Source organism: Cupriavidus necator A5-1 (assembly GCF_000744095.1).
In the GTDB taxonomy this organism is placed as follows: Bacteria; Pseudomonadota; Gammaproteobacteria; order Burkholderiales; family Burkholderiaceae; genus Cupriavidus; species Cupriavidus necator_A.
Genome location: NZ_JQLI01000001.1, coordinates 3961560 through 3982208, shown reverse-complemented (window position 1 = coordinate 3982208; position 20649 = coordinate 3961560). Strand labels below are relative to the sequence as shown.

At 65.6% G+C, this 20649-nt stretch carries 17 protein-coding genes and 3 pseudogenes; 10 read left to right on the top strand and 10 right to left on the bottom strand.

Going from position 1 to position 20649, the window contains the following annotated elements; all coding sequences use genetic code 11:
• Positions 1-77 precede the first annotated feature (77 nt).
• Positions 78-959, bottom strand: a complete 882-nt coding sequence (locus K307_RS17695; RefSeq protein ID WP_042880029.1) for a LysR family transcriptional regulator — start codon at positions 957-959, stop codon at positions 78-80.
• Between the two features lie 119 nt (positions 960-1078).
• Between K307_RS17695 and K307_RS17690 the strand changes: the two are divergent.
• A pseudogene (locus tag K307_RS17690) lies at positions 1079-2067 on the top strand (zinc-dependent alcohol dehydrogenase family protein).
• A 16-nt stretch (positions 2068-2083) separates the two neighbouring features.
• On the opposite strand, the gene K307_RS17685 reads toward K307_RS17690, so the two are convergent.
• Both K307_RS17685 and norR read right to left on the bottom strand, forming a co-directional pair.
• Positions 2084-2521 (bottom strand): phasin family protein, encoded by a 438-nt coding sequence (locus K307_RS17685; RefSeq protein WP_042880027.1) that lies wholly within the window; start codon positions 2519-2521, stop codon positions 2084-2086.
• Positions 2522-2770: 249 nt separating this feature from the next.
• Positions 2771-4333: a nitric oxide reductase transcriptional regulator NorR gene (gene norR / locus K307_RS17680; protein ID WP_419187155.1), complete on the bottom strand. Its 1563-nt coding sequence runs from the start codon at positions 4331-4333 to the stop codon at positions 2771-2773.
• Between the two features lie 150 nt (positions 4334-4483).
• Here norR and ytfE point away from each other — a divergent pair, with 150 nt between their 5' ends.
• From ytfE to K307_RS17650, 6 genes and pseudogenes are all read left to right on the top strand, one after another.
• On the top strand, positions 4484-5194 hold the full coding sequence (gene ytfE, locus K307_RS17675) for an iron-sulfur cluster repair protein YtfE (protein WP_042880025.1): 711 nt from the start codon (positions 4484-4486) through the stop codon (positions 5192-5194).
• Positions 5195-5232: 38 nt separating this feature from the next.
• The gene (locus tag K307_RS17670; protein WP_042880024.1) at positions 5233-7521 is read left to right on the top strand and encodes a nitric-oxide reductase large subunit; all 2289 of its coding nucleotides are present in this window, start codon (positions 5233-5235) and stop codon (positions 7519-7521) included.
• A 462-nt stretch (positions 7522-7983) separates the two neighbouring features.
• Positions 7984-8359 (top strand): annotated as a pseudogene (locus K307_RS49535) (group II intron reverse transcriptase/maturase); the annotation flags it as partial.
• 391 nt (positions 8360-8750) lie between these two features.
• Positions 8751-9410: pseudogene (locus tag K307_RS17660) on the top strand (group II intron maturase-specific domain-containing protein); the annotation flags it as partial.
• Positions 9411-10201: 791 nt separating this feature from the next.
• Positions 10202-11701, top strand: coding sequence for a group II intron reverse transcriptase/maturase (gene ltrA / locus K307_RS17655; protein ID WP_042876565.1), 1500 nt, complete (start codon positions 10202-10204; stop codon positions 11699-11701).
• Positions 11702-11745: 44 nt separating this feature from the next.
• Positions 11746-12768, top strand: a complete 1023-nt coding sequence (locus K307_RS17650; protein ID WP_051975070.1) for an IS110 family transposase — start codon at positions 11746-11748, stop codon at positions 12766-12768.
• A gap of 147 nt (positions 12769-12915) precedes the next feature.
• Here the strand turns inward: K307_RS17650 and K307_RS17645 are convergent, their stop codons facing one another.
• The 3 genes from K307_RS17645 to K307_RS17635 all read right to left on the bottom strand — a co-directional run bounded on the left by K307_RS17645 (position 12916) and on the right by K307_RS17635 (position 15591).
• Entirely contained in the window at positions 12916-14016 is a 1101-nt protein-coding gene (locus tag K307_RS17645; protein WP_042876485.1) for an IS5 family transposase, read from the bottom strand.
• A gap of 427 nt (positions 14017-14443) precedes the next feature.
• Complete coding sequence (locus K307_RS17640; protein WP_042880020.1) at positions 14444-15103, bottom strand: DsbA family oxidoreductase; 660 nt, start codon at positions 15101-15103, stop codon at positions 14444-14446.
• A gap of 116 nt (positions 15104-15219) precedes the next feature.
• Positions 15220-15591: a hypothetical protein gene (locus tag K307_RS17635; protein ID WP_042880018.1), complete on the bottom strand. Its 372-nt coding sequence runs from the start codon at positions 15589-15591 to the stop codon at positions 15220-15222.
• Between the two features lie 186 nt (positions 15592-15777).
• Between K307_RS17635 and K307_RS17630 the strand changes: the two genes are divergently transcribed.
• Positions 15778-16152: a c-type cytochrome gene (locus K307_RS17630; RefSeq protein WP_042880016.1), complete on the top strand. Its 375-nt coding sequence runs from the start codon at positions 15778-15780 to the stop codon at positions 16150-16152.
• A 15-nt stretch (positions 16153-16167) separates the two neighbouring features.
• Here K307_RS17630 and soxR read toward each other — a convergent pair whose 3' ends face one another.
• Positions 16168-16659: a redox-sensitive transcriptional activator SoxR gene (gene soxR, locus K307_RS17625; RefSeq protein WP_042882212.1), complete on the bottom strand. Its 492-nt coding sequence runs from the start codon at positions 16657-16659 to the stop codon at positions 16168-16170.
• Between the two features lie 136 nt (positions 16660-16795).
• Here soxR and K307_RS17620 point away from each other — a divergent pair, with 136 nt between their 5' ends.
• Positions 16796-17230, top strand: a complete 435-nt coding sequence (locus K307_RS17620) for a RidA family protein (protein ID WP_042880013.1) — start codon at positions 16796-16798, stop codon at positions 17228-17230.
• 32 nt (positions 17231-17262) lie between these two features.
• Here K307_RS17620 and K307_RS17615 read toward each other — a convergent pair whose 3' ends face one another.
• Together K307_RS17615 and K307_RS17610 are read right to left on the bottom strand one after the other, a co-directional pair.
• Positions 17263-17661, bottom strand: a complete 399-nt coding sequence (locus K307_RS17615) for a nuclear transport factor 2 family protein (protein ID WP_042880012.1) — start codon at positions 17659-17661, stop codon at positions 17263-17265.
• 109 nt (positions 17662-17770) lie between these two features.
• The gene (locus tag K307_RS17610) at positions 17771-18664 is read right to left on the bottom strand and encodes a LysR family transcriptional regulator (RefSeq protein ID WP_042880011.1); all 894 of its coding nucleotides are present in this window, start codon (positions 18662-18664) and stop codon (positions 17771-17773) included.
• 91 nt (positions 18665-18755) lie between these two features.
• On the opposite strand from K307_RS17610, the gene K307_RS17605 reads away from it, so the two are divergent.
• Positions 18756-19535, top strand: a complete 780-nt coding sequence (locus K307_RS17605; protein WP_042882211.1) for an NAD(P)H-dependent oxidoreductase — start codon at positions 18756-18758, stop codon at positions 19533-19535.
• A gap of 47 nt (positions 19536-19582) precedes the next feature.
• Here K307_RS17605 and K307_RS17600 read toward each other — a convergent pair whose 3' ends face one another.
• Positions 19583-20560, bottom strand: a complete 978-nt coding sequence (locus K307_RS17600; RefSeq protein WP_042880009.1) for a Bug family tripartite tricarboxylate transporter substrate binding protein — start codon at positions 20558-20560, stop codon at positions 19583-19585.
• Positions 20561-20649 lie beyond the last annotated feature (89 nt).

The window sequence follows — 20649 nt, the reverse complement described above, 5'->3', positions numbered from 1 at the left end:
GGCATAGGGGGTTCGCGTTCTCATCGACATGAATGATACCGGGCTGCGCTGGCCAATTGCGCCACGAGAACGGCGGCTTATGACATGTAGCCGGGCAATGCCTCGGCCAGCGCATCGACGGCAAGGCGGACCTTGCGCGGCAGATGCGGAGTCTGCAGCCAAAACGCATAGGCGTCGTAGAGAAAGCCCGGCTGGTCCGGGAACAGCGGCACCAGCGCGCCGGCCTGCACCCGTTCGCGCACCAGCCAGTAGGGCAGCCAGGCCAGCCCCATGCCCATGGCCGCGGCGTCGGCGATCGCGTCGAGGTCGTCCAGCCGCAGCCGGTTCGGCGGCGTGAGCGCCAGCGGCGGCTGGTCGGGGCGGGGGAACAGCCATGGGCGGAGCTGTCCCGACCTGCGGTAGAGGATCCCATGGTGGCCAGCCAGCTGGTCCGGGTGCGCCGGTTGCCCGTGCCGCGCCAGGTAGTCGGGTGCGGCGCAGACCACCATGCGCTGGCGCGCAACGCGGCGCGCCACCACGCCGGCCTTGTCCGCCGGCTCGCCGGTGCGGATGGCCAGGTCGTAGCCATCCTCGACCAGGTCGGAGAAGCGGTCGCTGAAGGACAGGTCAAGTTCCAGCGCCGGATGTTGCCGCGCCAGCGCCAGCAGCACGGGCGCCACGCAGCGCCGCCCGAAATGCACTGGCATGGTGACCCGCAGCCTGCCGCGCGGCTCGGCCAGCTGGTCGGCGGCGAGCGCGTCGGCCGCGTCGGTCTCGGCCAGGGTGACGCGGCAGCGCTCGTAGTAGGCGCGCCCGAACTCCGTCAGGCTCTGCCGGCGCGTGGTGCGGGTGATAAGGCGCACGCCCAGCCGCTCCTCCACGAAGCGCACGTGCTTGCCGACCATGGGCCCGGACAAGGCGAGGGCATCCGCGGCAGCGGAGAAGGAGCCCAGGTCGACGGCTTTGACGAACACCGCCATGCTGGTCAGACGGTCCGTATTGGAAACTGTTGGTTTTAAGTGTTCTTGCCGAGCGGCAATTTATCCGCTTGCAGTGCGTTGGCATAGTGTATTCCGTTCAGTCAATTTGGAGTCGGGCCATGGCACGCGTCGTTCGCATTCACCAGCATGGGGGGCCGGAGGTATTGCGCATCGAGGAGGTTGAGGTGCCGCCGCCGGCACCGGGAGAGGTCCGCATCCGCCTCCGCGCGCTGGGCCTGAACCGGGCCGATGCGCTGCTGCGCGCCGGAACCTATATCGAGCCCCCGGCGCTGCCGTCCGGCCTTGGGCTGGAGGCCGCCGGCATCGTGGACGCGGTCGGCGCGGGCGTCGACGGGTTTGCGCCGGGCGATGCGGTGAGCGTGGTGCCGCCGGTGTCGATGGTGCGCTGGCCCGCCTACGGCGAGCTGGTCACGTTCCCCGCAGCGCTGGTCGTCAGGCACCCGCCGTCGCTGAGCTGGGAAGCTGCCGCGGCGCTGTGGATGCCGTACCTGACCGCCTATGGGGCGCTGATCGACATCGCCAGGCTTAGAAAGGGCGAATTCGTGGTGGTGACGGCGGCATCCAGCAGCGTCGGCCTGGCCGCGATCCAGATCGCCAACCTGGCCGGCGCCGTCCCGATCGCGGTCACGCGCACGGACACCAAGCGCAGGCCTTGCTGGCGCACGGCGCGGCGCACGTGGTGGCATCGGCGCAGGAAGACTTGGCCGTGCGGCTACAGGAGATCGCCGGGCCGCAAGGGGTCAGGGTGGTGCTGGACCCGATCGGCGGCCCGATCTTCGAACCGCTGGCGGCGGCGATGTCCCGCGGCGGCATCCTGCTCGAATATGGCGGCCTGAGCCCGGAGCCGACCCCGTTCCCGCTGTTTGCCGCGCTGGGCAAGTCGCTGACGCTGCGCGGCTATCTCGTTCACGAGATCCTGGGCGACCCCGGGAAGCTGGCAGCGGCCAAGGCCTTTATCCTGGACGGACTCGCGTCAGGGGCGCTGCGGCCGGTCATCGACAGGACCTTCGCCTTCGACCAGATCGTCGAGGCGCACCGGTACCTGGAATCGAATGCGCAGTTCGGGAAGCTTGTCGTGACGGTGTGATCGGCCTGCGCCGGGTTCACTCCGCGGCGCGCTGCGGCCGCGGCATTTCGCGGATCGCCCAGGACGGTACATCGGTCACGCCTTCCCGACCGGCCGGCCAGTCGGGCAAGACGCCGCGCATGAGCAGGTGGCCCCAGGCATCGATCCACCGCTGGTGCGCGCGCGCCATCAACTCCAGCATGGCGGAGGCGTAGTGCAGGGGCCCGCCGAGCAGGGGCAGCTCGCTGGCGATCTCGCGCGCGTACAGCTCTTCCGGGTCCTGCACGATGATCAGGCCCAGGGCATCGAGCCGCAGCTCGTCGAACATGGAACGGGCGAACTCCAGGTTCAGCTCGGCCATCCGGCGCAGGTTGTCCGCCAGGTCGGACTGCATGGACTCAAACTGGTGCATGCCGGCAAAGTAAGGGAACGGCCAGAAGGGCTGGGGCCAGAAGACGTGGGTTGCGGTCATCATCACGGAACTCTCCAGTGGGTCCGCAATGCCGGCAGGGGGCAGGGCGGAGTCGTCCGATGGCGGTGGCCATGGCGGCGGCACACCTGCGCGCCGCCCGCGCGGACGGCATGCTGACTAGCTTAAGCGGTAAGCCGGCCTGTCGCCATGACGGATGGGTGCCAGCGGCTTTCAGGTGACGCGCCGGACGGAAATCCGCGCGACGACATGCTGGTGACACACAAATGGCGCAGGCACGCATGATCCGTGCCTTCACTTACACCCCAACCGTTTCGCCAGCTTGTGCAGATTGCTGGCATCCACGCCCAATTGCCGCGCCGCCTGCGCCCAGTTCCCATGATGGACCTGCAGCGCTTGCTCGATACAGGCTCGCTGGGTTTGCTCCACCGCGTCGCGCAGCGTCGTGCCCAATGTCGGTGGAGCAAAGGCGCGCGACATGCTCGCACCGGGCTGGAGCGCCGGCGCGGGCGATTCCAGTCCGTCCAGGTCCAGCAATTCCGCCTCCAGCGTCACGATGTCATTGCGGTCCGCGCCACGGCTGACCGCGCGCAGCGCGGCGCGGCTGATCACGTGCTCCAGCTCGCGCACGTTGCCGGGCCAGCGGTAGCGCCGCAGCGCATCCTGCGCGGCGGCTGAGAGCCGCAGGCTGCGCAGGCCCAGGCGCGCGCGGTTCAGCTCGAGGAAGCGCCCGGCCAGCAGCAGCACGTCGTTGCCGCGCTCGCGCAGCGGCGGGATGGGGATCGGGTAGACCGACAGGCGGTGATAGAGGTCGGCACGGAAGGAGCCGTCGCGCACGTGTTCGCGCAGGTTGCGGTTGGTGGCGGCGATCACGCGCACGTTGACGCGGCGCGGGCGGTCGGAGCCCAGGCGCTGGATTTCGCCGTTCTGCAGCGTGCGCAGCAGCTTGGCCTGGATCGCCAGCGGCAGCTCGCCCACTTCATCGAGGAACAGGGTGCCGCCGTCGGCAGCTTCGAAGCGGCCGGGGCGTTCGCCGGTGGCGCCGGAGAACGCGCCGCGGGCGTGGCCGAAGAGCTCGCTTTCGGCCAGGGACTCGGGCAGTGCCGCGCAGTTGACATGCACCAGCGGCTGCGCGCGCCGGCGCGACTGACGGTGCAGCCGGTGCGCGAACAGCTCCTTGCCGACGCCGGTCTCGCCCAGCAGCAGCACCGGCAGTTCGGTATCGGCCACCACTTCGAGCTCATGCAGCAGGTTGGCGATGGCTTCGCTCTGGCCGACGATCTCGCCGGTGACTTCGCCATTGCCGCCGGCGACCTCATCGGTGGCCTGGGTGCCGCGCGCGAGTTGCAGCGCGCGGATCTCGGCCTCCAGTCGCGTGGTGCGGATCGCAGCTTCGACGATCACCGTCAGCCGCTGCAGCTCGGCCTGCGCGGCGGTATCGAAGGTGCCGACCGTCAGCGCATCCAGCGTCAGCGCGCCCCACGGCTGGCCGTCCACTTCCAGGCTGGTGCCCATGCAGTCGTGCACCGGCAGCGGCTCGCCCACGTGTTCGTCGATCAGGCCGTCGTACGGGTCGGGCAGCATGCTGTCGTGGTGGAAGCAGGTCACGCCGCGCCGCGCCAGGATCGCCGCCAGGCGCGGATGCAGGCCCACGGCAAAGCGCCGGCCCAGCGCATCGCGCACCAGGCCGTCGACGGCAACGGGGCGCAGATGGTCTTCCTCGAGCCGCAGCAGCGCCACCGCGCCGCAACGGAAATGCGTGCGCAGGACGCTGACCAGGCGCTGCAGGCGAACCGCTTGCGGCAGGTCGGTGACGAGGTCGGCCAGCAGGTCGGGATACATCGCGCTCGGTAGCATGGTGAAAAATACCCGTCGGGTCATAAGTACCGCTCGAAGTATAGGGTATTTATGACCTTCTGTGTTTCAAGTCATTGATCCGGAAGGTTTTGTTTCAGGCACGCTCCTCGCGTAAGTCATGCAGGCGTAACTTTCCCACCGGAGAACATCATGACTTTGCAGGACCAATCCCTCGGCCAGCTCGCCCGTCGCATTCCGGGTGCCACGCGGATCTTCCATGACTACGCGCTGGACTTCTGCTGCGGAGGCAAGCAGACGCTGCGCGCTGCCGCGCAGGAAAAGGGCCTCAACGCCGCCGCCATCGAAGCGCAGCTGCGCGTGCTGCAGGACGAAGGCGAGCCCGCGGCCCACGACTGGAGTGCCGCGGCGCCCGCCGCGCTGATCGGGCATATCCTCACGCGCTTCCACGCGCGCCACCGCGAGCAACTGCCCGAGCTGATCCGCCTGGCGCGACGCGTCGAGCAGGTCCATGGCGACCGGCCCGATTGTCCGCTCGGTCTGGCGGATCACCTGACCGGGATGCTCGGCGAGCTGGAAACCCATATGCAGAAGGAAGAGCAGGTGCTGTTCCCGATGCTGTCGCGCGGCATGCATGCCGCCGCGGGTCGCCCCATCGCCGTGATGCGGCTGGAGCATGACGACCACGGCCAGGCGCTGCAGCGGCTGGCGGCACTGACCAACGACATCACGCTGCCGCGCGCGGCCTGCAATACCTGGCGCGCGCTCTACCTCGGGCTGCGCACGCTGCGCGAAGACCTGATGGAACACATCCACCTGGAAAACAACGTGCTGTTCGAGACTGCCATAACGTCCGCCGAGGCCGCCGCGGCCCCCGGCTGCTCCTGCTCGACACACGCCTGAGCCGGCCCGCACGCAACCACAACCAACGACTTAGCATCATGGGCTCTTACCGCAGACTCTGGTTCCTGTTGATCGCCGTGCTGGCGGTCACGTTCTCCCTGCTCGGCTACTACGGCGTCGAGGTGTACCGGCAGGCCCCGCCAATTCCGGCCAAGGTTGTCGTGGCCGACGGGCGCACGCTCTTTACCGGCGACGACATCCTCGACGGCCAGACCGCATGGCAGTCCGTGGGCGGCATGCAGCTCGGCTCGATCTGGGGCCATGGCGCCTACCAGGCGCCGGACTGGACCGCCGACTGGCTGCACCGCGAGCTGACCGCGTGGCTGGACCTGGCCGCACAGGACGCCTACGGCCGTCCTTACGCGAAGCTCATCGCGCCCGAACAAGGTGCGCTGCGCGAACAGCTGCGCACCGAATACCGCGGCAATGCCACCGATCCGGACACCAACGTGCTGACCGTGTCGAAGCGCCGCGCGCAGGCCATCGCCAATACCGCGGCCTACTACGACAAGCTGTTCTCCGACGCGCCGGCGCTGCACACCACGCGCGAGCACTATGCGATGAAGGAGAACACGCTGCCCAGCGCCGAACGGCGCGAGCAACTGACGCAGTTCTTCTTCTGGACGGCGTGGGCGGCATCGACCGCGCGCCCGGGGCATGAGGCCACCTACACCAACAACTGGCCGCACGAGCCGCTGATCGGCAACCAGCCCACCAGCGAGAACGTGGTGTGGTCGGTGATCAGCGTGGTGGTGCTGCTGGCTGGTGTCGGCTTCCTGGTGTGGGCGTGGGCCTTCCTGCGCGGCAAGGAAGAAGCGCCGCCGCAGGCACCGGCGCGCGATCCGCTGCTGTCCGTGGCGCTGACGCCGTCGCAGCGTGCACTCGGCAAGTACCTGTTCCTGGTGGTCGCGCTGTTCGTGTTCCAGGTGTTGCTGGGCGGCTTTACCGCGCACTACACCGTCGAAGGCCAGAAGTTCTACGGCATCGATGTATCGCAGTGGTTTCCGTACGCACTGGTGCGCACCTGGCATATCCAGAGCGCGCTGTTCTGGATCGCCACCGGCTTCCTGGCCGCGGGCCTGTTCCTCGCGCCGCTGATCAACGGCGGCAAGGACCCGAAGTACCAGCGCCTGGGCGTAGACATCCTGTTCTGGGCACTGGTGGTCGTGGTGGTGGGCTCGTTCACCGGCAACTACCTGGCGATCGCGCAGAAGCTGCCCGCGCACCTGAACTTCTGGTTGGGCCACCAGGGCTATGAGTATGTCGACCTGGGCCGCCTGTGGCAGATCGGCAAGTTCGCCGGCATCCTGATCTGGCTGGTGCTGATGATGCGCGGCATCCTGCCGGCGCTGCGCGCGCGCGGCACCGACCGCAACCTGCTGGCGCTGCTGACCTCGTCGGTGGTGGCGATCGGCCTGTTCTACGGCGCGGGCCTGGCCTACGGCGAGCGCACCAGCCTGACAGTGATGGAGTACTGGCGCTGGTGGGTGGTGCACCTGTGGGTGGAAGGCTTCTTCGAGGTCTTCGCCACCACGGCGCTGGCCTTCATCTTCTCCACGCTCGGCCTGGTGTCGCGCCCGATGGCGACCGCGGCCAGCCTGGCATCGGCCTCGCTGTTCATGCTCGGCGGCATCCCCGGTACGTTCCACCACCTCTACTTTGCCGGCACCACCACGCCGGTGATGGCAGTGGGCGCCGCCTTCAGCGCGCTGGAAGTCGTGCCGCTGATCGTGCTGGGCCATGAGGCCTGGGAGAACTGGAGCCTGAAGCAGCGCGCGCCGTGGATGGCAGACCTGAAGTGGCCGCTGATGTGCTTTGTCGCGGTGGCGTTCTGGAACATGCTGGGCGCCGGGGTGTTCGGCTTCATGATCAACCCGCCGATCGCGCTGTACTACATCCAGGGGCAGAACACCACTCCGGTCCACGCGCATGCGGCGCTGTTCGGGGTGTATGGTTTCCTGGCACTGGGCTTCACGCTGCTGGTGCTGCGCTACGTGCGGCCGGCTTACCGGTTGAGCCCCGCTCTGATGAAGACCGCGTTCTGGGGCCTGAACGCCGGCCTGGTGCTGATGATCGGCACGAGCCTGCTGCCGGTCGGCATCATCCAGTTCCTGGCCAGCGTCGAGCATGGCACCTGGTATGCGCGCAGTGAGGAATTCATGCAGCAGCCGATCCTGCAGACGCTGCGCTGGGTGCGCACCTTTGGCGACGTGGTGTTTATCGTCGGTGCGGTGTCGTTTGCCTGGCAGGTGGTGCTGGGGCTGGCGAACCGCACGCCGATGGCGGCGGATGCGGTGCCGGCGCGGATGAAGACGGCGGTGCGCTGAACGACGGAAAGGAAGTAGCGGCAGTGCTGGCCCGCCCCATGTCCGGGGCGGGCCTTTTTTCTGTGCGCCCAGCATGGGCGCACTCTTGTGGGTGCAAGTCCCACCGTAAGTTGATCACAGCGAACGAAGCGAAGCGCAACTGCGAGAGGGTGACCGATCGTGGGGAGGAAGCGTGGAGCGAAGCTGCGAGCCGAGGGATACGAACCGGATAGAAGGCGGTGCCGACCAGGACGAGCGGGCAGGAAACCGCGAAGTTCTTGTGATCAAGGGGAGGCGGCGTAAATCCGGCGGTTGTGCAGCGAAGGAGTGCGTTCTTACCTGGGGACGCCCCGCCTTGCGCCTGAAAGGGCGACGGCGTCGAGCCGGAGCGGGGTCTCAGCAGACGTCATAGTAGTCGGGGGTAGCGCCGGGAAGGCTCAAGACCGCCGACGAAGGACCGAACGAGAGGGAGTGTTCGAAGCCGTGTCGATGCAACAGGCATTGCGTCAGAAGCCCGCGCGAGCGGGGCGAGCGAGGGAAACGGACGGTGAAGCCGCCCGGGAACTCGTTTGCGACGAAGCCTGCGGCCCGCGACGCGAACCGGAGAACACAGGGTCGGCGCTGCTGGCAGCGGCGCTGACGCGAGAGAACCTGAAGCAGGCGTTCAGGCGGGTCAGACGCAACAAGGGTGCCGCTGGCGTGGATGGTCTGGATATTGATCAGACCGCTCGCCATCTGGTGACGACGTGGCCGGTGATTCGCGAGCAACTGCTCAAGGGGACGTACCGGCCCAGTCCGGTACGGCGGGTAACGATCCCGAAGCCGGTCGGAGGAGGCGAGCGCGAGCTCGGTATCACGTTCCGCGTTTGCTTTGTTGCTCAGACGACACGCGCGCGTAAAGCGCGACCATGGCAGCGTTGCTCATCGCTTCCCTCGCTTCATAGCCCGTTGTGCCGCCACTTCGGGCTCGGCATCCGATGGCCGCGCAGTGCTGCGCGCGTCCACTGGACTGAGCCGTTCGTAGGCCTTCTGCAATTGTTCGCCGGAATATCGGTTCGGCTCAAAAGCGAGACGCACTCGCCAGTGCTTGCGTCGTCCCCGTGTCATCGATGCGACTCCCAGTCAGTGGGAGCAACGGCCTCAAGCACGAGAACCGCATCAACGGCAAGACATTCTCTGGACCATGGCGCCAGGCACTCCCTTGATATGCGAAGGCCACATCTTACCCGCGAGTTTGCCATGTTGTTGCCGGGGTTCTGTCGCCGTTGCTGGCTAATGTGCTGCTCGATGAGGTGGACAAGGAGTTGGAGTGCCGAGGCCATTGCTTCGTGCGTTACGCCGATGACGCGAACGTGTATGTGCGCAGTCAGCGGGCGGGCGAGCGGGTGATGGCCCTGTTGCGGCGGCTGTACGGCAGACTGCGTCTGAAGGTCAACGAGGCAAAGAGCGCGGTGGCGAGCGTGTTTGGCCGCAAGTTCCTCGGCTACAGCTTCTGGGTGGCCGCAGGTGGTGTGGTCAAGCGCAAAGTGGCAGTCAAGCCGCTGCTGACGTTCAAGCAACGCATCCGCGAACTGACCGGTCGCTCAGGCGGCCGGAGTCTACGGGCGGTCGTGGAGCGGCTGAAGCCATATGTACAGGGTTGGACGGCCTACTTCCGGCTGGCGCAAACACCCCAGGTCTGGCGAAAGCTGGACGAGTGGATGCGTCACCGGTTGCGAGCGATCCAAATCAAGCATTGGCGCCACGGCACTACGATCTACCGGGAATTGCGGGCGCTGGGGGCCGCGCATGCGACAGCCCAGCGGGTGGCGGCCAACAGCCGCCGCTGGTGGCGCAATAGCGATGGCGAGCTAAACCGCGTGCTGACTATCGCCTTCTTCGACCTACTGGGGATGCCTCGCCTTGCTTAACCTCAACCTCTCGAACCGCCCGGTGCGGACCCGCATGCCGGGTGGTAATGGTATGGACGCCCCCGTCCGAAACGGCATCGATGTGCCAAAGTGGTAAGTGCTTCGAAGCTCAACCTTCATCGAAGGAGGCGTCATCATGAACGTTACTACAGTCGGCATTGACTTGGCCAAGAACATCTTCGTGCGACCTGCAAGTCGCCTGAATTTCTGTTTCACAGGAGAACGTATGGCCTGACGAAACCGGTTGTTCCATCAACCGTTCCCTACCCAGACATGCGGAGCCGGTAACAGCTCGGTGTGAAGCTCTGGGGACAACGTAGCCGCCGGATAACCGGTACGCCCAGCCGCGAGGCGAAGCGGAATCTGCCAGCACGAAGGCGGAGAGGAGCAAGGGATGAGTGGGTACGACCAACATATGTGAACTTCTGATAAACGTCGTGATCTTTGACAAGCCAAACGTGCTGACAGGCTTGAACCAAAACGGTATGCGGTGAGGAGTGGTCTTCGAAGACTGGACCACCATGGACAACCAGCCGCCGGCGAAGAGGAAGGGTCCGCCCCGCTCGGAGATTCATGCGGAACAGGGTAAGCCCATCATGCTGCCGGTGACGGCAGGCGAACCGTAAGGAACGCTGTTGGCACGGTGGGTAAAGGAATGCGGAGAAAGCGAACGCCCGGCTGTAATGGCCGGGATACGGGCTGCAACATTGCCCGACACGAAAGTGGGCAGACTTCCGCAGGGTCATTCATGGCGAGAGAACTTTGACCAACCGTTATACGAGGGAAAGCAGATGACGGCGTACGATGCGAAAGTGTCGGGAGCTGGTGCGTCCTCGCACGCTGCACAGATGTGGGATCAGGCGAACTGGCCGCACATTGAGGCAGAGGTGAAACGGCTTCAGGTGCGTATCGCCAAGGTGGTCCGGGAAGGCCGATGGAGCAAGGTGAAAGCCTTGCAACGTCTGCTGACCCGCTCGCATAGCGGCAAGATGTTGGCCGTGAAGCGTGTGACGGAAAATCGCGGTAAGAGGACGCCGGGGGTGGATGGCAGGATATGGTCGTCCCCGGCGGCCAGATGGAACGGAATGGTGTCGCTACGTCATCGCGGCTATCGGGCGATGCCGCTGCGGCGGGTTTACATTCCCAAGAGTAACGGCAAGAAGCGTCCGTTAGGAATTCCTTGTATGCGGTGCCGGGCGATGCAGGCTTTATGGAAGCTCGCTCTGGAACCCGTCGCGGAGACTCTGGCGGATGCCAATTCCTACGGCTTTCGGTCCGGACGCTCGACCGCCGATGCCATCGAGCAGTGCTTCAACGTTCTGGCTAAGCGTGCCTCGCCAGAATGGGTTCTGGAGGGTGACATTCGAGGCTGTTTCGACAACTTCAGTCATTCCTGGTTCCTGGAGAACGTACCGATGGATAAGGGGGTTCTGCGAAAGTGGCTTCAGGCCGGATATATCGATGAGGGAACTCTGTTCGAGTCGCGGGCGGGTACACCCCAAGGGGGAGTTATCTCGCCCGTAATCGCGAATATGGCGCTGGATGGGCTTGAAGCGGCAGTCCATGCAAGTGTGGGAACATCCAAACTTGCTCGCAGCAAGGCTCAGCTCAACGTCGTCCGTTATGCCGATGACTTTGTGGTGACTGGCGTGTCGAGAGATGTGCTGGAATCCCGGGTGCTTCCCGCGGTCAGGCAGTTTATGGCCGCCCGAGGTCTGGAACTCTCGGAAGAGAAGACCAGGATCACCAACATAGCGGAGGGTTTCGATTTCCTTGGCCAAAACGTGCGCAAGTACGGCGGCAAACTGCTGATCAAGCCAGCGAAGAAAAGTATCAAATCGCTGCTCGACAAGGTCAGGGAAGTCATCAAGGGCAACGCGAGTGTCACCCAAGAGGCGTTGATCCGTAGGCTGAACCCGATCATTCGGGGTTGGACTATGTATCATCGCCACGTCGTGGCAAAAGCGACCTTCTCAACGATCGACTCGCACATCTGGCACCTGCTCTGGAAGTGGGCAAGACGTAGGCACCCCACGAAAGGAGCCCGGTGGGTCAGGAAACGTTACTTCCGGTGTGACGGACATCGGTCCTGGGATTTTGCAACGAAGGGTTCGACCGAGGATGACACCTGCGGCCTGCAACTCTTCCGCGCAGCGACGGCCGCCATCCAGCGCCACATCAAAATCCGGGGACTGGCTAATCCGTTTGATCCGGCATGGGACATCTACCTTGCCCGCCGTCGAACCGCGAAACGTTCCGCCGGGCTGTCCGGTGCCACCCAGTGGCGCTGAAGGAATGGCTTGAGCCGGATGCGGGGCGACCTGCACGTCCGGTTCTGAGGGGGCGGCGGCGCAGTAATGCGTCGCTGCTACCCGACCAGGTCCACGGTGTGAACGAGCATGGCAAGCCAGTATTGACGAAGCAACTAAGACGTCACCAGATGCCCACATTCTTTGCAAAACTTCCGCCCTGCGTGATCGGCATGGAAGCCTGCGCCAGCGCCCACTTCTGGGCACGCAAGCTGCAGGGGTTCGGACATACGGTACGGCTCATGGCACCTCAATTCGTCAAGCCCTATGTGAAGACGAACAAGAACGACGTTGCCGATGCGGAGGCTATTTGTGAGGCGGTGGCACGGCCGAACATGCGATTTGTGCCCGTCAAAAACATCGACCAACAGGCGGTTCTTGCACTACATCGTGCCCGTCAAGGGTTCGTCCGCGCTCGTACTGCGCAGGCCAACCAGATCCGCGGGCTGCTCGGGGAATTCGGTCTCGTAATCCCGCGGGGGATCACAAACATCGCCCAGCACGTGCCGGCGCTCATCGAAGATGCCAGCAACGAACTGCCGGGCTCGTTCCGCTTGTTGGTCCAGCGCTTGATCGATCATCTAAAGGAACTCGATCGACAGGTAGAAGAGCTCGAGACCCAGATCAAAGCTTGGCATCGCGCCAATGACGCCAGCCGGAGGCTGGCAGAGATTCCCGGGATCGGCCCGATCACGGCCAGTGCACTTGTTGCTTCGATCGGGGATGGCAAGTGCTTCAGCAACGCTCGGCAATTGGCTGCGTGGCTAGGCTTGGTGCCGAGGCAGCATTCGAGCGGAGGTAAGCCGCTGCTGCTCGGCATTACCAAGCGCGGTGACACGTACTTGCGCACGCTAATGGTCCACGGAGCACGAGCCGTCGTTCGTTACGCCACAAACAAAAACGACGCGTTCTCTGGCTGGCTCCGTCGGCTGTTGGTAAGACGCCACAAGAACATCGCCGTGGTGGCGGTGGCCAACAGGAATGCGCGAATCGCCTGGGCACTGCTCACACAAGACCGTACGTTCCGATCGGATTACGCATCGTCTTAGCAGGCTGCTGAAGTACTCATCGCGCAAGAGCCAGAGCTTCCCCAAAGAGGCGCTGATGGGTTCGCTTTTTTCACAATCCGGGAGCTGGGCGTCACTGCATCGACGTTTTCGGCGATTTGGCGCCCATTGCCGGCCTCATTAATGCGATTACTGCCACTGCGGACGGATTTGTCCCAGCGAGCGCATGCGCACGAGGTTATAGGCGGCCATGCTCAGCACAAACATCTGGTCAACCTTCTTTAGTCCGCGCACCATTACCTGGCGCATGCGCCCCACAGTCTTGGCCCAGCCAAAGCCTTGTTCGATCAGCTTGCGCTTCTGCTGCGAGACGGCATAACCGGCGCTGCAAGCAATGGCATCAGGAACGGCCGAGCGCCGCCCCGAGGTGTTCTGTGCCACGTGGGGCGTTACCTTCATTTCCAGGCAGGCTTGAATGAATTCCTGCGCATCGTAGCCTTTGTCCGCACCAACGGTGACTTCCACATTTAGGTCTTCAGTTACCTGCCTGGCATCGTTGAGCATGACCTTCGCGGCTTCGCGCTCGGCGTGTCCGTCCGCATTAGTCACCATGGCGCTCACCACCAGTCCGTGTCGGTTGTCGCTCAGGGTATGGCCCATGTAGCGCAGCTCACTGGCGGTTTTGCCCTTGCGGTACAGCTTGGCATCGGGATCGGTCTTGGACGCATGCGTCTCGTTGCTGCGCTTGCGGCCCTTGAAGTTGGCGCCGCCGCTGTCGTCCTCGTCGTCGCCGTCCTTGCGCACGAAGCTCTTGTGGCCTGCCCACGCCTGAATCAGCGTGCCGTCGACGCTGAAGTGCTCGCCCGACAGCCAGTTCTTCTTCTGCGCGATGGCCAGCACCTCGTTGAAGAACTCGATCACCGCATCGTGCTTGATAAGCCGTTCGCGGTTCTTGCTGAACACGGTGGGCACCCAGACCACATCATCCATGGCCAAGCCAATGAACCAGCGAAACAGCAGGTTGTACTGCGTCTGCTCCATGAGCTGACGCTCCGAACGAATGCTGTGAAGCACCTGCAGCAGCATGGCCCGCAGCAACTTCTCCGGCGCGATGCTGGGCCGACCGCCGTTGATATCGGCCTCATACATCTGCGCGAACAACCGGTCCATCTTTGCCAGCGCCTGATTGGCCATGGTGCGGATCGAGCGCAGCGGATGGGCCTTCGGCACGAATTCATCCAGCCGCCGCATGGTGAACAAACTCTCGGTGAAGGTGTCAGCGCCGCGCATGAAATGTTGGGTTGGATGGAGTCCTCAGATCAACGCTTCAGCCAGTCGCCGCGCTGACGTCTGCCGGAGGTATTTCAGCGGCCTGTTAGAGGAGGTCGCGTAATCCGATCGGTCTAGTAAAAGAACGTTCCCCCCAGGAGGTTGCTCGGGCACTCACGACGTGATGGCAAGATAGGTTGGACCGGGATCGGAATACTCTGCCCTGTCACAGGCGCTTCGAGCGCGAGGTGGTGATTAGAGCCCGATCAGCAGATTCCATCAGGGACAAAGGCGCCATAGTCGCCTTCTCAACAGTCCGGATGTATGGCCGCAATCTCAATCATCGACCCCATCGCCAATGAAGGCCTGACAAAACGGGGGCGTCCATGTATGTGGCAGGGGCGCAGCCCGGATGGCTGCCCCCTATGCCGATTGTGGCCAGGCCTGCTCAGCCCTGCACAGGCTGCTGCGCCTCGGCCACGATCTGCCGGATCGCCTGCTCTAAAGCCTCCACCGGCTGCCCGCCAGTCACCAGGTAGCGGTTGTTGAAGATGATCGACGGCACCGACTGGATGCCCATGCCCTGGTACTCGCGTTCCTCGGCACGAACCTCGTCGGCATAGGCGCCGCTCTCCAGCACCGTGCGTGCCTGCGCCGCATCAAGGCCAACTGATTGCGCGGCCTCGACCAGCACGTCGCGATTGCTCGGATCCTTGCCATCCGTATGGTAGGCGCGCAGCAGCGCCAGCTTGAGCGGCAGCTGCTTGCCTACGATGCCTGCCCAATGCAGCAGCCGATGCGCATCGAAGGTGTTGTAGACACGCGTACGTTCGCCGAAGGTAAAGCCCACGCCGGCGCCGCGCTCGCGGATCATGGCCTGGGACTCAGCGATCTGTGCCGGCGTGCGTCCGTATTTCCTGCCGATGTAGTCGACGATGGCCTCGCCTTCGGGCCGCATGTCCGGGTTCAGTTCAAAGGGATGCAGGACGATCTCGGCGTCCACGGCATCGCCCAGGCGCTGGAGCGCCTGCCGCAGCGAGGACAGGCCGACGGCACACCAGGGGCAGGCGATGTCGGAGACGAAGTCGATTCTCAGGGGTTGGGTCATTGGCTTTTCCTGGGGGGGCTGCTGCGTCGCAGCCCCCGGCACGTTGTGACAGTGCCGACAGGTTAGCCTGACTCGCGAATCCGTGCAGGAAGGCAAGCCAGGCATGCCCGGTCCCGTCAGTCCCAGCGGCGGCCCGGGCCGTCATAGCCGTGGTGGCGGGCCCATTCGCGCTCGCGCCATTCGCGGCGGTATTCCCGATGATAGGCGCGATGATAGTCGCGGCCGTCGTAGCGGTCATAGCCCACCGGGACGGGCGCCACCACCACTGGGCGCGGCGCATAGGCCACCGGCGCCGGTGCGTACACCGGTGCCGGTGCATAGACCGGAGCCGCCCGATAGACCGGGGCGGGGTGATAGACCGGCGCTGGCTCGGCCACCACCACGCCCGGCACGCCGATGCCGATGTCGATATTCACACCGGCATAGGCGCCGGCGCTGGCCGCAAGCATTGCACCACCGACTACTGCCATGGCGACGATTCGTTTCATGGTTGCCTCCCAGGGGGCGTTGGACATGGGCTCACTGTAGAGGGCGGGCTCGTAATATAGGCCGCGCGAATTGTTGCAAATGTGACGGGGTGTAAGCTGCGCTGCGCCGTGGTCGCCGCCGCTCGTCGGGGCCATGCCCTGTATCATTCAGTCCCGCGCCAAAGCCTTACCTGCAGCTCTCGCCTCATGCGCCGTACCGTATTTCTCGCCCTTGCCCTGACCGGCCTCACCGTAGCCCCCGCCCGGGCCGAGCCGGACATCCAGGCAGGCAAAGCCCTGTTCGCCGCGCGCTGCGCCTCGTGCCACTACGTCGGCCGCAACGCGCGTGCCGCGTTTGGCCCGCACCTGAATGGCATCTTCGGCCGCCAGGCGGGCGGCACCAGCGACTTCCAGTACTCGGACGCCATGCGCGCATCGAAGCTGGTCTGGTCGCGCGACACGCTGGACGCCTTTATCCGTTCGCCGGGCAAGGTCGTGCCCGGCACCAAGATGCGCTTCTGGGGCATCGGCAACGACAAGCAGATCGAAGATCTGCTGGCCTACCTGCAGACTTTCAAATAAGCGCCACTGCGGCTATCACGGCGCCGCGCCCGGGAAATGCGGCCCCGGGCCTTCGCCCGCCAGCGTGTCCTGCGGATTGCGCAGCGGGCACGCCTTGAGCGACAGGCAACCGCAGCCGATGCAGCCGTCGAGCTGGTCGCGCAGCTGCGTCAGCGTGCGGATGCGTTCATCGAGGTCGTCGCGCCAGCTGGCGGACAGCCGGCGCCAGTCGGCCACGGTGGGCGCGCGTCCATCGGGCAGCTTCTGCATGGCCGCGGCGATCACCGTCAGTGGCAGGCCCATGCGCTGCGCCACGCGGATCACGGCCAGGCGGCGCAGCACGGCGCGCGCATAGCGGCGCTGGTTGCCGCCGCTGCGGGTGCTGGCGATCAGGCCGCGCGATTCATAGAAATGCAGGGTGGACACCGCGATGCCGGTGCGCGCGGCGACTTCGCCGACGGAGAGCAGTTCTTCTGAGGGCGCCGGGCGGCGCCGGCGCGGTGTGGCGGGCTTGTTCGCGGGTGGCATGGCTAGGGAGCAGAAGTCGGGCCAGAAGTTGGGCTGGAGGAATGCCCATGCTACCACCATGGCTCTGCTTGACCTCAAGCTAAGTTGAGGTTTGATACTACGGCTCCATTGTTCGCCATTCCTCGATACAGAGTTGATGACCATGTCGCCGCATGCCCGCCCCAATGATTCGCTGAGCTTTCTCAATCCTGCCGACTTGTATGACCCGCGGCCCAATGGCTATTCGCACGTGGCCGTGGTGCGCGGGCCTGCCCGCATCGTGTATGTGGCCGGGCAGGGCGGCGAGGATGCCGCCGGCGGCCTGGCGCCGGACTTCCCGCGCCAGGTTGCGCGCGCCATGCAGAACCTGCGCATCGCGCTGCAGGCCGCGGGTGCCGATGTGGGCGATGTGGCCAAGCTCACGGTGCTGGTGGTCGATCACTCGCACGACCGCCTGCGCACCTTCGGTGCCGCACTGCGCGAGATGTGGGCCGGCAAGCCGGTGCCCGCCTGCACGCTGATCCCGGTGCCGCGGCTGGCGCTGGACAATATGCTGTTCGAGATCGAAGCGACGGCCGTCCTGCCGGGGTGAGCCGGCTTGGGTCCGCCGGCCGGCCCCGATGCTTACTTGCCTTGCCCGCGCGGCGCCGCGCTGAAGGTCTTGTTGACGATCTTCCAGGCGCCGTCGATCTGCAGCAGCGTCATGTAGTCGGTGAAGACGACCTCCGGATAGTCCAGCACGACCTTGGCGACGCCGGCATTACCCACCACGTCGAACTGCGTGATGAAGCGCGTGCGCTGCGCTTCGTCCGGCGCGGGGTGGCCGGGGCAGCGCGCCGAGACGAATTCCTCGACGGACAGCGAGTGCAGTGCGCCGTCGCGGAACGAGACGATGCGGGCGTCGGGGGCAAAGGCCTTGTACATGTACTCCGCCTTGCCGGTGATATGACCTTGCAGGTAGTCCTCGATCGGCGCGAGTGCTGCTACATGGCGGGAAGTCAGGCCGGTTTCACTGAACGTCATGGGTCTCCTCCAAAACTGGAAGCGGCAGTGCGCAGGTGCCTGCCGCAGCGTTGAAAGTCCTGATTGTATTCTAGTTTTGTATGCAAAAACACGACGGATACGCGGTGGCTCAAACCGACGCAGCGATCAGCTCGCGCAACCACTGGTGTGCCGGGTCGCGATGCACGCGCTCGTGCCACAGCATCGACATCTCATAGCCAGGCACCTCCACCGGCGGTTCCACCACCTGCAGCGCCGGCGCACCGCGCACCAGCCGGGCCGGCAGCATCGCCACCAGGTCGGTGCTGGCCACTGCGGACGTGACGAATAGAAAGTGCGGCACGGACAACACCACGCGCCGTTGCATGCCGACGCTGGCCAGCGCCTCGTCAGTGACCCCGTAAAAGCCGCCACCGTCCGGCGAAACGATCACATGGTCCAGCGCGCAGAACTGCGCCAGCGTAGGCCGGCGCCTGAGCCGTGGATGGCCGGCGCGGCCCACCAGCACATAACGCTCGGTAAAGAGCGCGCGCCGGTGCATCGCCGGCGGTGCGCCATCACTGGTGTGGAAGGCGAGATCGAGCCCGGCCTGCTCTGCCTGCCTGGCAATGCGCGAGGGGACCATTTCCACCACGGCCAGCCGCGCACCCGGCGCGGCGGCGCGCAGCGCCTGCAGCGCGGGCAGCACGATGGTCGATTCCCCATAGTCGGTCGCGGCGACGCGCCAGGTCTGCATGGCGGCGGCGGGGTCGAAGGGCGTGTCAGGCGACACGGTCTGCTCGAGCGCGGCCAGCGCCTCGCGCAGCGGTTCGCGCAGCGCCTCGGCCCGGGCCGTGGGGCGCATGCCACGCGGGCCTGGCAGCAGCAACGGGTCGCCGAAGTAGTCGCGCAGCCGGGCAAGGTGGACGCTGACCGAGGGTTGCGAGTAGTTCAACCGCTGCGCGGCGCGGGTCACATTCTGCTCGGACAGCAGCACGTCCAGCGTGACCAGCAGGTTCAGGTCCAGGCGCCTGAGATTAGTCATGGCAATAGCTGTGATATTGGATATTCATTTCCAATATACCGGAGCGCGCCCTATGCTGGCCTCACTTTCGCAATCCCTGGAAGCAGCCATCATGAACGTACTTCTCGTCTACGCCCATCCGGAACCCACCTCGCTGAACGGCGCCATCCGCGACTTCGCCGTGCAGCGCCTGCGCGATGCCGGCCACACCGTGCAGGTCTCCGACCTCTACGCGATGCAATGGAAAGCCCAGCTTGACGCGGCCGACAGCAAGGCGCGGCCCGGGACCGCGCCATTTCATCCTTCGCTGGATTCCAAGCACGCCTTCGAGAACGGCCTGCAGAGCGACGATATCGCTCGTGAGCAGGACAAGCTGCGCTGGGCCGATGCGGTGATCCTGCAGTTCCCGCTGTGGTGGTTCTCGATGCCGGCGATCCTGAAGGGCTGGGTCGAGCGCGTCTATGCCTACGGCTTCGCCTACGGTGTGGGCGAGCACTCCGACGAACGCTGGGGCGACCGCTATGGCGAAGGCATGCTCGCCGGCAAGCGCGCCATGCTGGTCGTCACCACCGGCGGCTGGGAGTCGCACTACAGCCCGCGCGGCATCAACGGCCCGATCGACGACATCCTGTTCCCGATCCATCACGGCATCCTGTACTACCCCGGCTTCGAGGTGCTGCCGCCGTACGTGGTGTACCGGACCAGCAGGGTGGATGACGCGCGCTTTGCCGCCATCCGCGACGAGCTCGGCCAGCGGCTGGACACACTCGGGACGACGGCGCCGATTCCCTTCAGGCCGCAGAACGCGGGGGACTATCACATCCCGCAACTGACCTTGCGCGAGGAGATCGCGGCGGGCCAGGCGGGTTTCGCCGCGCATATGGTGGCGTAGGGCCGGGGGAGTGCGGCCAGCCGCCGCCATTGCGCTCCCCCGCTGGCTCACTCGCCGCGGATATCCGCCCGCGCCGCCACCGCCCGCATCTCCGGCAGTTCCTTCTCGACCCGCGCCCTGACCGCCGCGCCATTGCCCCACGCCGGCGTCAGCCCGAGTTCGACCATGCGGGCCCTGGTCGCCGGTGCGTTGGCGACCTCGGCCAGCGCCTTCTCCAGCTTCTGCTGCACTGGCGCCGGCAGGCCGGCGGGTGCCAGCAGCGCGAACCACGTGCCCATCTGGAAGCCCGGATAGCCGCTCTCGGCCACCGTGGGCACCTGCGGCAGCGCGGGCAGGCGCTGCGGCGACAGCACTGCAACCGGCCGGATCCTGCCGCCCTTGATCAGCGGCTGGGTGGCCACGATGGTATCGACGGCCACCTGCACCTGGCCGCCGGCCAGTGCCGTCAGGCTGGGCGCGCTGCCGTTGAAGGGCACGTGGACCATGCGGATGCCGGTGGCCGACTTGAGCATCTCGCCGCCAAAATGCACCGACGAACCGGTGCCGAAGGAGCCGTAGGAGAACTTGTCGGGACTGGCCTTGGCCTGCGTCACCAGGTCCTTGAGCGAGTGGATGGCGGTGTCCGGATTGGCCACCAGCACCAGGCTCATGTCGGCGACCAGCCCCAGCGGCGTAAAGCTCTTGATGGGGTCGTAGGCCAGGTTGGGGCGGATCGCCGGGTTCAGCGTCAGCGTGGTGCTGGCGCCGAGCAGCAGCGTGTAGCCGTCGGGCGCGGCCTTGGCCACCTGGGTCGCGCCGATCACCGTGCTGGCGCCCGGCTTGTTCTCGACCACCACGGACTGGCCCAGCTTTTCGCCGAGGCCGACCGCCAGCAGGCGGCCCAGCACATCGGTGGCGCCGCCGGCGGCGAACGGCACCACCAGCCGCAGCGGACGGTCGGGCCAGGTCTGTGCCGCGGCCGGGGCCGCGGCCAGCGCCATCAGGCTGGCGCATGCGAGTAAGAGCTTCGGGGGCGTTGCGGTCATCGGAACTACTCCTGCCGGCAGTTGGGGGAATTCGAAGCAAGCGATGGCCACGAGGGGCGGCCGCCATGGATGGCCGCCCGGTGGCGTGG

Coding starts and splice junctions, on each gene's coding strand:
- K307_RS17695 (WP_042880029.1), bottom strand. CDS start 959: ATGGCGGTGTTCGTCAAAGCCGTCGACCTGGGCTCCTTCTCCGCTGCC.
- K307_RS17685 (WP_042880027.1), bottom strand. CDS start 2,521: ATGATGACCGCAACCCACGTCTTCTGGCCCCAGCCCTTCTGGCCGTTC.
- norR (WP_419187155.1), bottom strand. CDS start 4,333: ATGCTACCGAGCGCGATGTATCCCGACCTGCTGGCCGACCTCGTCACC.
- ytfE (WP_042880025.1), top strand. CDS start 4,484: ATGACTTTGCAGGACCAATCCCTCGGCCAGCTCGCCCGTCGCATTCCG.
- K307_RS17670 (WP_042880024.1), top strand. CDS start 5,233: ATGGGCTCTTACCGCAGACTCTGGTTCCTGTTGATCGCCGTGCTGGCG.
- ltrA (WP_042876565.1), top strand. CDS start 10,202: ATGACGGCGTACGATGCGAAAGTGTCGGGAGCTGGTGCGTCCTCGCAC.
- K307_RS17645 (WP_042876485.1), bottom strand. CDS start 14,016: ATGCGCGGCGCTGACACCTTCACCGAGAGTTTGTTCACCATGCGGCGG.
- K307_RS17640 (WP_042880020.1), bottom strand. CDS start 15,103: ATGACCCAACCCCTGAGAATCGACTTCGTCTCCGACATCGCCTGCCCC.
- K307_RS17635 (WP_042880018.1), bottom strand. CDS start 15,591: ATGAAACGAATCGTCGCCATGGCAGTAGTCGGTGGTGCAATGCTTGCG.
- K307_RS17630 (WP_042880016.1), top strand. CDS start 15,778: ATGCGCCGTACCGTATTTCTCGCCCTTGCCCTGACCGGCCTCACCGTA.
- soxR (WP_042882212.1), bottom strand. CDS start 16,659: ATGCCACCCGCGAACAAGCCCGCCACACCGCGCCGGCGCCGCCCGGCG.
- K307_RS17620 (WP_042880013.1), top strand. CDS start 16,796: ATGACCATGTCGCCGCATGCCCGCCCCAATGATTCGCTGAGCTTTCTC.
- K307_RS17615 (WP_042880012.1), bottom strand. CDS start 17,661: ATGACGTTCAGTGAAACCGGCCTGACTTCCCGCCATGTAGCAGCACTC.
- K307_RS17610 (WP_042880011.1), bottom strand. CDS start 18,664: ATGACTAATCTCAGGCGCCTGGACCTGAACCTGCTGGTCACGCTGGAC.
- K307_RS17605 (WP_042882211.1), top strand. CDS start 18,756: ATGAACGTACTTCTCGTCTACGCCCATCCGGAACCCACCTCGCTGAAC.
- K307_RS17600 (WP_042880009.1), bottom strand. CDS start 20,560: ATGACCGCAACGCCCCCGAAGCTCTTACTCGCATGCGCCAGCCTGATG.